The sequence below is a fragment of the Parapedobacter sp. GCM10030251 genome (assembly GCF_042666505.1).
Taxonomy (GTDB): Bacteria; Bacteroidota; Bacteroidia; order Sphingobacteriales; family Sphingobacteriaceae; genus Parapedobacter.
In genome coordinates, this window is the sequence record NZ_JBHTDN010000002.1 from 465,907 (window position 1) to 480,188 (window position 14,282).

A 14,282-nucleotide genomic window follows, 5' to 3' on the forward strand; every position below is an offset into this window, starting at 1 on the left:
CCGACGTCGGAAACCTACGGAGCGGCTACGGTTTCAGCCTCTGCTAATGCTTTGGTAGTCAAATAGTATTTAGCCAACATGTTGGGCACCTCCCATTCAGGCATCGTGCCTGATTGCAGGAAGTCGAGGTATTTCTCGGTCACCTGAGCAAAATGCTCTTCATGAGAGGTCACCAACGACGGATCTACACTGATCCGGTAACGTCCCGCTGCTACCTGTTCAGATTTCAATCCAGCATAAGAACTGCCCAATTGCTCGATGGCTTTAGCAAGCGCTGCTTCAAAGGCTTGCGCATCTCGCTCCCCGGTCGATTCTACATACAATACGGGTTTGTATTGCTCTTCTGCGCCCTGTTGGACAATGAGGTTTGCATATTTTCCGCGCATGATGGAATAATGGAGATCCCCGGCTCCCTTGGGGGCTTCGAAATTCCAGATCACCGATACTTTGGCATGTGTGCCTTTCAATGTATAATTAATTTCACCGTTGGCAAATACGGCGAGATTTCCCTGATTATCCACAGACCCCGAGAGAAACTCAGGAAATTCCCGGAGATTTGTTGACCGCTCGAATTGAGCCGCCGTAACGGTCGTAGGCCAACGTTTTGCGCCAACCAACTGAATGTCCTTTTCGTAATCGATGACTTGATCCGGAAAGCATTCCCACTGTACCATATCCACCAGGTGCGTTGTCACGTCGACGATGCCTTCTCCCTGTTGTTTCGTGTCATAAAACCATGCCGGGCGGGAAAGGGGTTTACCCGACACTTCTTTGAAAAAATGGTGTACGCTTTCTTTCGTGATCGCGGGATTATCAGCACTCCCCGTTACCAGTCCGCCGAAAAAATCAGGCAGTTGCGAAAAGGCCTTCTGAAGCATGGTATTGATCTCGTACCGCTCAGTCATGATGTCGTAAAGCAACACTCCTTTCTCGGATGCGGTTGAAAATGCCTGTTTCAACTTCGGAAACCCGTCGGCGTCAATAATCATTGGCTTATCAGCCAGTACGTTCAGTCCTGCGTCCAGGGATTGCGTGATATAGTCGATTTTATGCTGGTTGTTGCCTGCCAATACTACCACGTTACCCTTTCGTTCCTCCAGCATTTTCTCAAGGAAATCATTTCCCTTATACACCTTTTCTTCCCACGACGTAGGATTGTCCGTCCGTGTATTATATTGGTCGATGAGTGCTAAATACGCGTCGATTTCCGGCCCTTCTGGCGCGTAGACGTGCACGACACTATCTACCTGCGGATACATGGTTTTTTGCACCAGCGCCGCATGGAAATGGCCCGGTGCCACGGTAATCAATTGGACATCCTTTTTTTGCATAGGTTCTTTTGCTGGATTACATGCCGCGAGGCAAGCGACGGTTGCTAACGTAATCAGGCTTTTTTGCTTATTCATTTATTTTCTGTTTTGTTTATAGTGCTATTCCGTTACGTATCCTCGCGAAACTTGTCTTCAAAACCGGCGAAACGGATCGTACAATCTACCCCGGCATTCACATACCCATGCGGCCCAAGGTGTGCCCGGCAACCGGGCATAACGCTCCAAAGGATAAGGAAAATGCCATCACAACGGTCTTCAACATGGTTAATGCAGACTTACCCTACGTATTCCAGCAATAAAGGTATTAAATCCTAGCGGATAACGGAATTAACTGATCGCTCTTTCTTTACCTAATTCCGCATATTCAGGGATTTAGCCCCCATTCAACCGTTATACTAAAATATGTAATTCTTTAAGTTTTGGGGTTGCTTCTGGGCCGACAGGTCGATCAGGTATCCATTGATAACCGCATACGCCGGCTTTCCGTCGCGGGCCAGAAAAAAATTGGCAGCACTTCCCAAGCTCGGGCTTGCGGCGAGAGGCTTCCGTTGGTAAAACATGATCAACGGGAGCTGATGATGACGGTTTTCGGGCATCTTGGCCACTTGAACGGCGTGATACCCCTGACGCAAAAAGTCCATCGCCTGCTCAGGAGAAATCTCGTCCACGCTATTGACTATCCGGGGATGGATCCGGCCTTGCATGAAATGGTACCCTTCCGCGTCCAATTCGTCATATCCGTAAACCTCCTGCAGATCGCCGACATCCGCAATGTGGGATTGCACGTAGTAGTTGCGGTCGTCCGTCTGTTCATTCCGATTGACGGACAGGTCTATTTTATAGTCTATTGAATCTCGCGAAACCCCTACGTGCCGCAAAACTACGTCTGAAAGCTGCGAGGCACTGAAAGGTATGCCCTCGTATTCAGCAATGCTGTATTGATGGAAGCTTCCCTGAGCGATCTCTATCAGTGAATTAAGGATGATTATAAAATTAAGTTTCCGGATGAACTGCTTTTCGGGGTCTCCCCGGTAACCTCCCGATTCGATCAAAACGGTGCTCGCTCCCCAGCTTTGAAAATTATCACCGAAACTACGGGGCGAATACGTGTCGTCATACTTGGCCACGCCGTTCGGTATATACCCCTGTAAGAGACGGTTAATCCCGGCAGCAATTTTCATGGCATCGGCACGCACCTCGTTGATTTCCCGTTTTTCGTTGTAAGCAGGCGCTAGCAATGCAATGGTTGCTGGATTGGGCGTGCCGGGTACATTATAATAAATATTCATGTCGTGCAGATTGAACCCGTAATCGGGTTGCACGGTTTTGGCAGCCTGAATCAGCAGCCGTCCCTCCACTGTTGCACCTGCCCGCGCATCGCGGTTCAGATCAATGTCCATAGCATTGCGACGTGTATATACGTCTGCGCCATCAGGATTGAGCATCGGGATAAAATACAGGCTTGTCTCCGTTTTCAGCAGGCTGCGTATGCTATCCATACCATCGCCCTCACCTTCCAGGAAGTTGAAAAGATCCATCAACGCCATGGTTGCCGTCGGCTCATTGCCATGCATTTGGGACCATAGCATCACTTTCTTGGCCCCCCTTCCGTACGTTAATTGATAGATGGGCTTTTTCAGTACCGAGACTCCCAACTGAGTTACGTCAAAGATTCCTGTTCCCTTGCGTTTGAGAATGAGGGGCTCGATATCCGCGTGTTTGAAGCGCCGATGGGCAATGGTAGGTTCACGATATATTTCGAAGGCGCCGTTCAGGGCCGTCGTATCGGGCACATAGCTTATGCGGCCCTGCCCACTGCCCTGGCAGGCCGTAGCGGCCAAGATGACCGCAATTATATAAGCGAACGGCTTCATGTCCTCTTGAAAATGGGTTCGACTACACGGATACTGCCTTCTGTCGCATTGATACGCACCCTTGCCCCAACGGGGAGCATAAATTGTTCATCGATGTGCCCGATCAGTGCTCCCTGGAAAGCTGGTATCCCCAGTGGCCTGATGTAATCATGCAATATCTGTTCCACGGTTAACGAGTTCGCCGGACTTTTGGGTTTACAGTCTGAACATTTGCCAAAAACAAATCCTTTGATTTTTTTTAGAGCGCCTGTCAACGCCAATTGACTGAACATCCGATCGATGCGATAAGGTTCTTCACCAATCTCTTCCAGGAAAAGAATACCACCCTCGAAATCAGGAAAATAGCGGGATCCGGCAATACCGGTTAATACCGTGAGGTTCCCCCCAAAAAGTTTGCCTTCGGCCGTCCCTCCGGTTATCGTCTTGACAGGCGAACGGTCGGCCGTATACGTGGGCAGCTTGCCTTCGTAAAACAATTCCTCGAATTGCCGGATGACCATGGGCGTCCAATGGCTGTTTGCCACCGCTCCATGGAAAGTAATCAATCCGGTTTGCGTATAGATAGCTTGATGAAAGGCCGTGATATCACTATATCCAAGAAAGATCTTGGGGTTCCGTGCAATCAATGGGTAGTTCAATCGATCGAGCAATCTCGCAGCTCCCGACCCACCGCGTAGGCATACAATGGCCTTTACATCCGGATCGGCAAACATATGCTCGATGTCCGAGAGCCGCTCCGCATCCGTTCCCGCCAAATGCCCGTATCTTTTCCCAACATTTGCTCCCCACTTAATGCGGAGACCCAAGCGGGAGAAATTTTCATCAGCAAGCTCATAACCCTTTTCGTCTACCAACGGCGATGATGGCGTAATGACGCCAACCGTATCCCCTCTCCGGATGAGTGATGGGAAAATCGTTACGTGCCCCTGAGCGCGGTTATCCAACCTCGTTGTCGTTGACAAAGGCAATGCCGCCATTCCCAAGCCGAAAGTCTTGATGAATGTCCGTTTGTTCATACTACCCAATGTTTTATCGATTAAATATCAGTCGTTGCGCATTGCCGTCTTCGACAATCCTGCCATCCGAATACACACGACGTCCTGACACGAAGGTATGCATAACCGTTGAGGCGAATGTATGTCCCTCGAAAGGCGACCACCCGCACTTGGATAAAATATTACCTCGTTCTACCCGGTACGGCTTGTTCAGATCGACCAGCACCAGATCTGCCCAGTACCCTTCGCGGATAAACCCTCTGCGGTCGAGCTGAAAACAAATGGCTGTATTGTGCGCGGTCTTTTGTACCAATTGCTCAAGCGAAAGTTTCCCTGCATGATGCATATCCAATAGGGCTTGTAACGCATGTTGTACCAGCGGGCCGCCTGACGGTGCCTGTACGTACGGTTGCGTTTTTTCGGCTAAAGTGTGGGGCGCATGATCGGTGGCGATGACGTCGATACGCCCGTCGAACACGGCCTGCAACACCCCGTCACGGTCCTCCTTCGTTTTTACCGCAGGATTCCACTTGATGAGATTGCCCTTTTCCGCGTAGTCTTTGTCACTGAACCACAGGTGGTGGATACATGCTTCGGCGGTAATGCGTTTATCCTGCAGCGGAACGTCACGCTCGAATAACGCCGTTTCCCGCGCCGTTGAAATGTGAAGAACATGAAGGCGGGAACCATGTTTCCTGGCCAGGGCGACGGCCCGGGAAGACGAGATGTAACAGGCCTCCGCCGAACGGATTAAGGGGTGCATATCCGCGGTCAGCGCGTCGCCGTACGTCTCCTGGTACCGAGTTAGATTCTGCCGGATCGTTGCCTCGTCTTCGCAGTGGGTAGCGATGAGCATCGGTGAATTGGAAAATAGGCTTTCCAGGGTCCGCTCGTCATCCACTAACATATTACCCGTGGAAGATCCCATAAACACTTTAATGCCACATACATCGTGGGGATTGGTTCGCAGCACCTCCTCTAGATTATCGTTGGCTGCCCCCATATAGAACGAATAATTGGCCAGCGATTGGTTTGCGGCAATGTCGTATTTATCCTGCAAAAGCCGCTGCGTAAGTGTATTCGGAACGGTATTGGGCATCTCCATAAAAGAAGTGGTACCGCCCGCTACTGCCGCGCGGCTTTCGTGCCAGATATCCGCTTTATGGGTTAATCCGGGTTCACGAAAATGCACCTGATCATCGATCAAGCCGGGCAATAGGTGTAAGCCTTCCGCATTAACTTCGGTATCGGCAGGTACAGAAATCTGAGGAGCTATCTTTTCAATCCATCCGTTGGAAATCAAAACGTCAGCAACAGTTATCCGCCCTTCGTTAACAATGGTAGCGGCCTTAATAAGGGTAGTCGGCATGCCTTTGGTTTTTCAGCAAATTTACATCAAGTTTTCGTAAACTGCATACAGACGCATGAAAATGTATATAGGACATAACACGGACCTTGCTGCGGCCGATGTTGGCCGCAGCAAGGGTTTAAGACTATGCGTTGTACGACGGGAAATAACCGCCCCCCTTATAAGGGCAGGTTTGCCATAAACTGCACATTAAGTGCTCCGATATCCAACCCTACCATAAACGAAGGCATTGTCGGTGCAAATACCCAGGCACTGTTCCTGAGGTAGACGTACCCTCTTCGATACGGGTCATAATACGTACGATATCTCGGAAAATAAACGTATTCGGTATGTCTATGAAACCGGCGCCCGTAATACCAATCATCGTGATCACGGTAGCGGAGTCCTTTTGCCTTGACGTATCGCTTATACGCCCGATCACGTGCTTCATAATATTTGCGATACGAATGATCGTGCTTCGCATAGTTATGATATGCCTTTTCACGTTTTTTATGAAACTTTACGTATTCCTTCCTTTCCTTATCCCGATGTCCCTTACCCCGCTTTTGGGCATTGGCGTCGACCGAGGAACCTAACACAAATACAAGGGCGGCGATACAAATCAATAACTTTTTCATGGCATTCATCTACTATGTATAACATACGATTCAACTTCTATCAGTAGGACAGCAGAAGTTATGCCAAGGTTTAAAATCAATTCTTCAACAACCGTTGGATTTCGTCCAGTTTCATCAGCGCTTCCACCGGAGTGAGGGTATTCACGTCAAGGTTATTGAGCATATCCCGTATTTTCACGAGAATCGGGTCATCAATGGAAAACATCTGCAATTGATAAGCCTGCTTCTGAATTTTCTTGATACTGTCTTTTATGCGCTCTCCGCCCGTGCGTTCCTGTTCCAATCGCTTAAGGATTTCGTTAGCCCGCTGGAGTAACTTAGGCGGCATACCCGCTAATTTGGCCACATGGATACCAAAGCTATGCTCGCTTCCGCCCGGCACCAGTTTACGCAAGAATATGACCTTATTATTGACTTCTTTAACAGACACATTGAAATTCTTAACTCTGGGGAACGACGTTGCCAGCTCGTTCAGTTCGTGATAATGCGTAGCAAACAAGGTTTTAGCTCGGGCGGTTGGGTGGTTATGGAGGAATTCGGCGATGGCCCAGGCGATCGATATGCCGTCGTACGTACTGGTACCCCGTCCAATTTCGTCCAACAAGATCAGGCTTCTTTCGGAGAGGTTGTTCATGATACTGGCCGTTTCATTCATTTCCACCATAAAAGTGGATTCGCCCGACGATAAGTTGTCAGATGCCCCTACGCGGGTGAATATCTTATCAACCAGTCCGATAGACGCCTCTTTAGCAGGAACGAAGCATCCGATCTGCGCCATGAGGACAATCAGTCCGGTTTGACGCAATAACGCAGACTTACCGGCCATATTGGGGCCGGTAATAATTATAATCTGTTGGTTATCGTTATCCAGGAAAACATCATTGGTAATATAATCCTCGTCGACGGGCAGGTTTTGTTCAATTACCGGATGACGCCCCCCTTTTATATCAATCGTTTTTCCAGTGGTTACTTCCGGCCGTACATAATGATTTTTTTCAGCAATAAACGCGAAGTTGAGCAACACATCCAGTTGGGCAATCAACTGTGCGTTGAGTTGTACCGGTTTGATATACTCGGCAACAGCCGCAAGTAATTCCGCGTACAGCCGCGTTTCTAATGCTTGTATTTTTTCTTCAGCACCGAGTATCTGTTCTTCGTACTCCTTAAGTTCTTCGGTAATGTATCGCTCAGCATTGACCAGCGTCTGCTTACGTATCCATTCGGTAGGAACTTTGTCCTTATGCGCGTTGGTTACCTCCAGGTAATAACCGAACACATTATTGAATGCAATTTTGAGCGACGGGATACCCGTGGCCTCCGATTCGCGCTTTTGAATTTCAAGCAGGTAATCTTTGCCGCCATAGGCCACTTTCCGAAGTTTGTCCAGTTCTTCATTTACCCCCGCAGCTATTACATTGCCCTTGGTGATCGATACGGGCGGATCGGGAGTTAAGAACGTATCGATTTGTTCGCGGATTGGGATACATAAATCCAATTTCTCAGCGATCCTTCGCAGCGATTCTGTGTCGGTTTGACCGGTAAGTATTTTCAATTTCTCGATTGCCTGCAGCGCTCGTTTTAGCTGAACAATCTCTCTAGGATTCGCTTTCTGCAGGCCGACTTTGCTGATCAGGCGTTCCAGATCTCCGATTTGCTTAATTTCGCGGACCAGTTCGTCACGCAATTCCCGATGCGTATTAAAATATTCCACCACATCCAGTCGCTCGTTGATAGCGGACTGATCTTTCAAAGGCATGACCAGCCAGCGTTTAAGCAGGCGGGCACCCATTGGAGAGGCCGTTTGGTCCAGTACATCGGCTAATGTCACGGCATTTTCATTGGCCGATCCGATCAATTCCAGATTACGGATGGTAAACCTGTCGAGCCACATGTACCGGTCTTCTTCGATGCGCGAAATGTTGGAGATGTGCTGTAAGTTGCGATGCTCGGTTTCATTGAGGTAATGCAACGCCACCCCGGCCGCGATACTTCCCAGGGGAAGACGGTCAATGCCAAATCCTTTCAACGATTTGACCTCGAAATGCTTGAGCAGGGTTTCAATGGCATAGTCGCCCGTATACGGCCATTCGTCGAGTGTATACGTATAAAAATGGGTTCCGTAGTGTTCCACAAACATCTTATAGTGACGTTTGCCCATAATTACCTCGGTCGGTTTGAATCCTTGCAAAAGTTTGTCAATGTAGGTCAGGCTGCCCTGCGACACCAAAAACTCGCCTGTAGAGATATCGAGAAAGGCGATACCCACCTGCTGTTTATCAAAAAAGACGGATGCCAGGTAATTGTTTGACTTTTGTGGAACGATGTTGTCGTTATAGGATACCCCAGGTGTTACCAGTTCGGTTACCCCGCGTTTTACGATGGTTTTTGTTGTCTTGGGATCTTCCAGCTGATCACATATCGCTACGCGCTGTCCGGCGCGCACCAGCTTGGGAAGATACGTTTCCAGTGAATGGTGCGGAAAACCCGCCAAAGCGGTTTCGGATTCGCTGCCATTACCCCGTTTGGTAAGCACAATTCCCAATATCCCCGCAGCCTTTACCGCGTCCTCTCCAAATGTCTCGTAAAAATCGCCCACACGGAAGAGCAATAACGCTCCAGGGTATTTCACCTTGATGCTGTTATATTGCTGCATCAATGGGGTCTCTTTCTTTGCTGCCTTTGCCAACGTAGGTATTTTTTGCGTGGCGGTAAAAATAGGATTATTGGGGCGCTTTGACAAGTTTCTATTTGTATATTCGCGTCACGAAAACTATGGCAGCCAAGCAAAAACGCAACAAAAAGACTAAACGATTATTCCGGTTCGTTCCCACAGTCAGGAATGTTTACCTGCGTTGGGCGCTGCGCGTTGTTGTTGCATTTTTTGCGATCACCATCACATGGGTGGCTTTACTGCGCTTCATCAATCCCCCTATCACCTGGTTGATGGTGCAGCGAGGGTTTGAGCGCAAAGGCGAGGGTAAAGAATGGAAAATCACAAAAAAGTGGGTACGGTATGAAGACCTTTCAGACAACCTCAAGCGTGCCGCGATTGCCGGCGAGGATGCCCGTTTCATGGATCATTGGGGACTCGACCGGGAAGCGATTGCGGATGCCTACCAACGCAACAAGGATGGGGGCAGGTTACGCGGTGGCAGCACCATCAGTCAGCAAACGGCCAAGAATGTATTTCTCTGGCCCAGGCGTTCGTGGGTCCGGAAAGGTTTCGAAACCTATTTCACGTTGCTGATTGAATTATTTTGGGGCAAAAAGCGAATTCTTGAGGTATACCTCAATGTCATTGAAACCGGCGATGGCTTATATGGTGCGGAGGCTGCGACGCAGCATTATTTTGGCAAATCTGCGCGAAGTTTGACGAAGCGACAAGCGGCTTTATTAGTTGCAGTGCTACCTAATCCACGTCGTTGGTCGCCCGCAAAGCCTACTGGTTTCATCAATCGTAAGGCCAATACCATTGTCAGGTATATGGGGTATAGTGAAATTCCGCAGGGAAAATGAAGGTTGAAAGTGAAAGTTAAAAATTGCGTATTAAAACTCTCAAATCAACTCAATTTCAACCTTCAATTCAAAAACACCTTTGCGTGCCAGCTTTCCCGTAGAGGGACTTCCCAAGCGGTTTTCAATTCCGGATATGAGGCGATCAGGTTATTGAATACCAAGGTGCCGTCCGTCACTTCGCCAGCCGCTATTAATCGCTCAAACTCCTCGCGCGGGACGACCTTAACACCATCGCCATCCCGGTAAGCTACCTGCATGCGATCAAAAAGGTTTAACCCGGTTTCCATTTCAATTTCTTTCAGCAAATGTACGGACTTATCAATGGAGCAGCCTGTGGGAGGAGCCACGCCGTCATCAACCATCAAGATAATAAACCGGTTATGCCGGATTTCCGCTTTTGCCGCCAACGCCTTGCCGTGTGCCTTCCACTGTGAAGTAAAGCCGCTCAATTTATCCAATATATGTTCTTTCTCGCCTTCGGTCAGTTCCCGATCTGCTTGATATATCCAAATACGTTCCATATAATAACAAAATTACAGAAATTTTAAGGGAACACGGTAAAGTACACGATGGATTTCTGTTTTCACTCGCGAGGTGGTTGCGAGCTACCAGCTTCCTCAACTCCCGTAGTATGGAGAGATCATCAGATAAACAATAACCCCCGTTACGGCGACATATAACCAAAGGGGAAATGTAATCTTGGCCAGTTTCCGATGCTTGGCAAAATTCCCCGAAAGCCCCCGTACAAACGTGACCAATACAAAAGGAATAATCACGATGGACAGCAGGATATGGGTTATTAAAATAAAGAAATAAACATACCGGACGGTTCCCGTTCCTCCGAACGGAGTAGACTCGGCGGTCATGTGGTAGGCGACATACATGATCAAAAAGGCAGCCGAGCAGCCTATGCAGATCTTCACCAGGGTTTCATGCAACTTCCGGTTTCCTTTGCGGATCGCAAGCACTGCCCATATAAGCAACACGGCAGTCACGCCGTTGATCGTCGCATAGATAGGCGGCAGAAAGGTAAGGGGCTTCACATCGTATCCGAGATCCCGCAGGTTCACTCCGAATAAAATCGCTACCACGAGTGGTATGGCAATCGAAAGAACAACAATCCACTTGTTAAATTTCCGTTCAATCAAATCCGGATCCCCTTGCATTTCAAACCTCCTGTTTATCGCCTTCAAATTTTCGTCTTTATATTTTCGCTGCTTACTTGTACGGGCTTTTCTCGCGGATTTCTTCCACCAATAGCAGCTTCAGCTCATCAATCAACCGGTTCACTTCATTTCTATGGTTAACGTCATAGTAGCCACGGATGTGCCTTTTGGAATCCACCAGTATCAGGGAAGAGCTATGGATAAAGCCCGCCGTCCTTGTTGTATCTTGTATGGCATCGACCAAAAAACCGTTGCGTGCGACGTCGTATACATCATCACTGCCTGCCGTCAAAAAGGACCACTTCTTGGATTCAGGGCGGTACGCTTTCGCATAGTTATCCAGTACCTCTGGCGAGTCGTAAGCGGTATCTACCGTAATCGTATAGAAGTTGACCAATCCATTGTCTATGAAGCGCTCCGCCACGCGATTCATTTCATCATTCATGTGTTTGCAGAAGGTCTCGCAACGGGTATAGAAAAAATTAACTACCGCTACCGATGTGTCATTTGCCAACACATCAACTTGCCGTCCTTGCTGATCGGTCAGCGAAAAAGGCTTGATTTGATGAAAAAGCGTATCAGGTACTTTCTTACCCATACGGTTGCTATAGGTACCGGTCAGAATCTTCTCTCCGTAGATTGGCAGGCTTTTATAGCGGTTTTCGCCTTTTCTTTCCAATAAATAATATAAAAATCCTGGCAGTATTAAAATAACAGCCAGGATAATAATCTTTTTTAACCCGTTGGTTTGCCTGATGGTTTCCATTAGGAGTTAGGCCAGAAAGGGAATGGATTAAAATGTCCTTTCATATAGGTGCCTTCCGTAAGCATCAATGCAATGAAATAAATGACGAAAAGGAATACGACGGTAACCGACATAATAAATCCAAATGTCTCGAATTTAAGGTGCATGAAATAGGCAACGATGTAATACGCTTTAAGCAACGTCAGCAGGATATAAACAATGTTTACGCCCAGTCCTTTGCTGATAACCCCACCATGTACTAAAACCAGCGCGATAAAAAACTCCAGCGCGGTAATAGCGAGCAGATAAAAGAAAACCCGCCATATTTTACCTTTTGACATACCTTCGTGGTGTTGCCCTTCTTCGTGTCCTACTGTATGATCGTGATGTTGAGAAGCCATAACTAACTATTATGTTTTAAATCGACTAAACCAAATAAAAGAATGTAAATACAAATACCCATACAAGATCCACAAAGTGCCAGTAAAGCCCCACCTTTTCGACCATCAGGTAAGAACCGCGGCGCTCAAATGTGTTGGCCAGCACCATTCCCAGTACAATAATGTTGAGCAGGATCCCTACCGAAACGTGGAATCCGTGAAACCCGGTGATGGTGAAGAAAAGATTCGCAAACTGCAATGCAGAAACCTCGGAAATTTCTCTGGAGAAATACGGCGCAAGGGTAACCTCCGGGGATACGCCTTCCTGGAAAGGAATGCTACCCCACCAGAATCCCTGATGGTGCAAGTGCGTCCACTCTAAAGCCTGGCAGCCGACGAACATCAGACCGCCAATAATGGTAGCGATCATCCAATTGACCACTTCCTTTTTAGCATTGCGGTGTCCTGCCTCGACTGCAAGCACCATGGTCACCGAACTCATGATCAGGATAAAGGTCATGATTCCCACAAAGACCAACGGATATCCATGATCCGCCACGAATGGTATGGATTGGAATACCTTATCGGGATCCGGCCAGGTAAGGTGGGCAAAACGCTGCGTACCATAATAAATTAGGAACGCGGAAAACGTAAAAGCATCTGAAGTAAGAAAAAACCACATCATGATTTTGCCATACTCCACATTGAAAGGCGATCGACCCCCGTTCCACCGTCCGGTTTTTACCTTATCCAATTGCGTTACAGTTGTACTCATTGTTCAGTGTTATTGATTCAAAAGTAAAAAAACATAAATATAAATCCATAGAATGCCCAGAAAATGCCAAAACAATGTGGCCAAGTCCATCCGGAAAATGTTGTTCACCTGGGGAATATTGCGAATACGTCCTACTAACGCCCTGACCAATACCAAAATACCTGCTACAATGTGTGCCAGGTGCATCCCAGTAAATACATAAATGAATGACTGGGAAGCATTACTGTTTACAAAGACAATTCCCCGGTCATTAAGTATTCCCCAAGCGTGAACTTGCATCGCAAAAAATCCCAGTCCCAACAAGATGGTAACACCAAGCAGGGCTTTTTGCCGACCAAATAACGTCTGTTTTGCTGCAGCATAAGCCAGTTGCATCGTCACACTGCTCAGCACGATTAAAATTGTGCTGTAAATAAAGGCGTCGGGTAGTAGCGTCTTTATGCCACGATCCACACCGCCCGCCGTGTATACGATAAACCCACTTGATAGGGCTGCAAACATCATGAACATGCCGATCATGCCCAGCCAAAGGTTGAACTTCTTTGCTTTCTGCTGAGTCAGATCCTCTTTATTTTGCGTATATTGTGCCATGGCGATCATAACGCATTAAAATCAAATAGTAATATTAACTGGATCAACGGCAGGTAAAAAAACGAGGTAAACATCACTTTACGTGCTGCTGCCAAATCACGCTGTAAAAATAATTTCAATCCGTACCAGCTGAACAAAAGTCCGCCCGCAACAGAAACCAGTGATACCACGATCCCCCCAAAGCCGAAATAATAAGGCAACAAACTTACGGGTACCATCAAAAGTGTTGACAAAAGCACCAGGAATGCGGACACCTTATCACGCTTCATAGTGGGCAACAAGCGAAATCCCGCCCGTTTGTAATCCTCGTCCAGCACCCAAGCGATGCCCCAAAAATGCGGAAATTGCCAGATAAACTGGATCAAGAACAACACCAGGGGAATGACGATAATAGCCGCGGCGTTTTGTTGGCTATAGAAAGCCAGGTCGTTTTGACTGAATGCCGCATAGTAACCGATCATCGGCGGCAGAGCACCCGGAAACGCGCCGACGAATACCGCTATCGGCGACTTCCGTTTAAGCGGTGTGTAAATAAACGCATACAATAATATAGAGAATACAGATAACAACCCCGCAACGAAATTGAGCGTCACCAATGTATAAGTACCTGCAATCCCCATCAGCAAGCTCAGTACCAGCGCCTGTCCGGTGGTCATGCGGCCTGCCGGAATCGGCCGGTCCGCTGTTCGTTTCATCAACTTATCCAGATCGCGCTCTATGATCTCGTTAAACCCGTTTGCAGATCCGGTAACCAAAAATCCACCCGCCGTCAAAATGAGCCAATGAAGCCAATTGATATCCCCTTGCTGCTTACTACCGATCAGGAAAGCGATCGAAGCCGAAAGTACGACGGTCATTGTGAGCCGGATTTTCACCAGCTGCTTAAGATCCGCCATAAATGACGTAAATTCACCCCACACATG

Annotated in this window: 14 protein-coding genes; 1 reads left to right on the forward strand and 13 read right to left on the reverse strand. The window is 47.9% G+C overall.

The features are described from left to right. Nucleotides 1-14 precede the first annotated feature (14 nt). The 6 genes from ACFQRK_RS07830 to mutS form a co-directional block, all read right to left on the reverse strand. Complete coding sequence (locus ACFQRK_RS07830) at nucleotides 15-1,406, reverse strand: putative oxidoreductase C-terminal domain-containing protein (RefSeq protein WP_379005305.1); 1,392 nt, start codon at nucleotides 1,404-1,406, stop codon at nucleotides 15-17. 320 nt (nucleotides 1,407-1,726) lie between these two features. Further along, nucleotides 1,727-3,205, reverse strand: a complete 1,479-nt coding sequence (locus ACFQRK_RS07835; RefSeq protein ID WP_379005307.1) for a M14 family zinc carboxypeptidase — start codon at nucleotides 3,203-3,205, stop codon at nucleotides 1,727-1,729. Continuing rightward, the gene (locus tag ACFQRK_RS07840) at nucleotides 3,202-4,221 is read right to left on the reverse strand and encodes an LD-carboxypeptidase (protein WP_379005309.1); all 1,020 of its coding nucleotides are present in this window, start codon (nucleotides 4,219-4,221) and stop codon (nucleotides 3,202-3,204) included. Before ACFQRK_RS07840 ends, ACFQRK_RS07835 begins: the two co-directional genes overlap by 4 nt. Nucleotides 4,222-4,234: 13 nt before the next feature. Next, a complete protein-coding gene (locus ACFQRK_RS07845; protein WP_379005311.1) occupies nucleotides 4,235-5,569 on the reverse strand; it encodes a dihydroorotase in 1,335 nt (444 codons plus the stop codon). Between the two features lie 158 nt (nucleotides 5,570-5,727). Beyond that, a complete protein-coding gene (locus ACFQRK_RS07850) occupies nucleotides 5,728-6,186 on the reverse strand; it encodes a hypothetical protein (RefSeq protein ID WP_379005313.1) in 459 nt (152 codons plus the stop codon). A 76-nt stretch (nucleotides 6,187-6,262) separates the two neighbouring features. After that, nucleotides 6,263-8,872: a DNA mismatch repair protein MutS gene (gene mutS / locus ACFQRK_RS07855; protein ID WP_379005315.1), complete on the reverse strand. Its 2,610-nt coding sequence runs from the start codon at nucleotides 8,870-8,872 to the stop codon at nucleotides 6,263-6,265. Between the two features lie 86 nt (nucleotides 8,873-8,958). Between mutS and mtgA the strand changes: the two genes are divergently transcribed. Then, nucleotides 8,959-9,702, forward strand: a complete 744-nt coding sequence (gene mtgA, locus ACFQRK_RS07860; protein WP_379005317.1) for a monofunctional biosynthetic peptidoglycan transglycosylase — start codon at nucleotides 8,959-8,961, stop codon at nucleotides 9,700-9,702. Between the two features lie 62 nt (nucleotides 9,703-9,764). Here mtgA and ACFQRK_RS07865 read toward each other — a convergent pair whose 3' ends face one another. From ACFQRK_RS07865 to cyoE, 7 genes are all read right to left on the reverse strand, one after another. Then, nucleotides 9,765-10,223 carry an ABC transporter ATPase gene (locus tag ACFQRK_RS07865; RefSeq protein ID WP_379005319.1) on the reverse strand — a complete coding sequence of 153 codons (459 nt, stop codon included), beginning with the start codon at nucleotides 10,221-10,223 and terminating at the stop codon, nucleotides 9,765-9,767. 96 nt (nucleotides 10,224-10,319) lie between these two features. Then, complete coding sequence (locus ACFQRK_RS07870; RefSeq protein ID WP_379005320.1) at nucleotides 10,320-10,895, reverse strand: DUF420 domain-containing protein; 576 nt, start codon at nucleotides 10,893-10,895, stop codon at nucleotides 10,320-10,322. A 25-nt stretch (nucleotides 10,896-10,920) separates the two neighbouring features. After that, complete coding sequence (locus ACFQRK_RS07875; protein WP_379005322.1) at nucleotides 10,921-11,634, reverse strand: SCO family protein; 714 nt, start codon at nucleotides 11,632-11,634, stop codon at nucleotides 10,921-10,923. After that, entirely contained in the window at nucleotides 11,634-12,014 is a 381-nt protein-coding gene (locus ACFQRK_RS07880) for a cytochrome C oxidase subunit IV family protein (RefSeq protein WP_379005324.1), read from the reverse strand. The genes ACFQRK_RS07875 and ACFQRK_RS07880 overlap by 1 nt, the downstream gene beginning before the upstream one ends. Before the next feature lie 25 nt (nucleotides 12,015-12,039). Continuing rightward, a complete protein-coding gene (locus ACFQRK_RS07885; RefSeq protein WP_379005326.1) occupies nucleotides 12,040-12,768 on the reverse strand; it encodes a cytochrome c oxidase subunit 3 in 729 nt (242 codons plus the stop codon). A gap of 9 nt (nucleotides 12,769-12,777) precedes the next feature. Beyond that, on the reverse strand, nucleotides 12,778-13,359 hold the full coding sequence (locus ACFQRK_RS07890; RefSeq protein ID WP_379005328.1) for a heme-copper oxidase subunit III: 582 nt from the start codon (nucleotides 13,357-13,359) through the stop codon (nucleotides 12,778-12,780). A gap of 5 nt (nucleotides 13,360-13,364) precedes the next feature. After that, nucleotides 13,365-14,255, reverse strand: coding sequence for a heme o synthase (cyoE, locus tag ACFQRK_RS07895; RefSeq protein ID WP_379005883.1), 891 nt, complete (start codon nucleotides 14,253-14,255; stop codon nucleotides 13,365-13,367). Between the last annotated feature and the right edge of the window lie 27 nt (nucleotides 14,256-14,282).

What these genes read in the sequence shown, in the direction of transcription:
- ACFQRK_RS07830 (WP_379005305.1), bottom strand. Translation starts at nt 1,406, where the DNA reads ATGAATAAGCAAAAAAGCCTGATTACGTTAGCAACCGTCGCTTGCCTC.
- ACFQRK_RS07835 (WP_379005307.1), bottom strand. Translation starts at nt 3,205, where the DNA reads ATGAAGCCGTTCGCTTATATAATTGCGGTCATCTTGGCCGCTACGGCC.
- ACFQRK_RS07840 (WP_379005309.1), bottom strand. Translation starts at nt 4,221, where the DNA reads ATGAACAAACGGACATTCATCAAGACTTTCGGCTTGGGAATGGCGGCA.
- ACFQRK_RS07845 (WP_379005311.1), bottom strand. Translation starts at nt 5,569, where the DNA reads ATGCCGACTACCCTTATTAAGGCCGCTACCATTGTTAACGAAGGGCGG.
- ACFQRK_RS07850 (WP_379005313.1), bottom strand. Translation starts at nt 6,186, where the DNA reads ATGAAAAAGTTATTGATTTGTATCGCCGCCCTTGTATTTGTGTTAGGT.
- mtgA (WP_379005317.1), top strand. Translation starts at nt 8,959, where the DNA reads ATGGCAGCCAAGCAAAAACGCAACAAAAAGACTAAACGATTATTCCGG.
- ACFQRK_RS07865 (WP_379005319.1), bottom strand. Translation starts at nt 10,223, where the DNA reads ATGGAACGTATTTGGATATATCAAGCAGATCGGGAACTGACCGAAGGC.
- ACFQRK_RS07875 (WP_379005322.1), bottom strand. Translation starts at nt 11,634, where the DNA reads ATGGAAACCATCAGGCAAACCAACGGGTTAAAAAAGATTATTATCCTG.
- ACFQRK_RS07880 (WP_379005324.1), bottom strand. Translation starts at nt 12,014, where the DNA reads ATGGCTTCTCAACATCACGATCATACAGTAGGACACGAAGAAGGGCAA.
- ACFQRK_RS07885 (WP_379005326.1), bottom strand. Translation starts at nt 12,768, where the DNA reads ATGAGTACAACTGTAACGCAATTGGATAAGGTAAAAACCGGACGGTGG.
- ACFQRK_RS07890 (WP_379005328.1), bottom strand. Translation starts at nt 13,359, where the DNA reads ATGGCACAATATACGCAAAATAAAGAGGATCTGACTCAGCAGAAAGCA.
- cyoE (WP_379005883.1), bottom strand. Translation starts at nt 14,255, where the DNA reads ATGGCGGATCTTAAGCAGCTGGTGAAAATCCGGCTCACAATGACCGTC.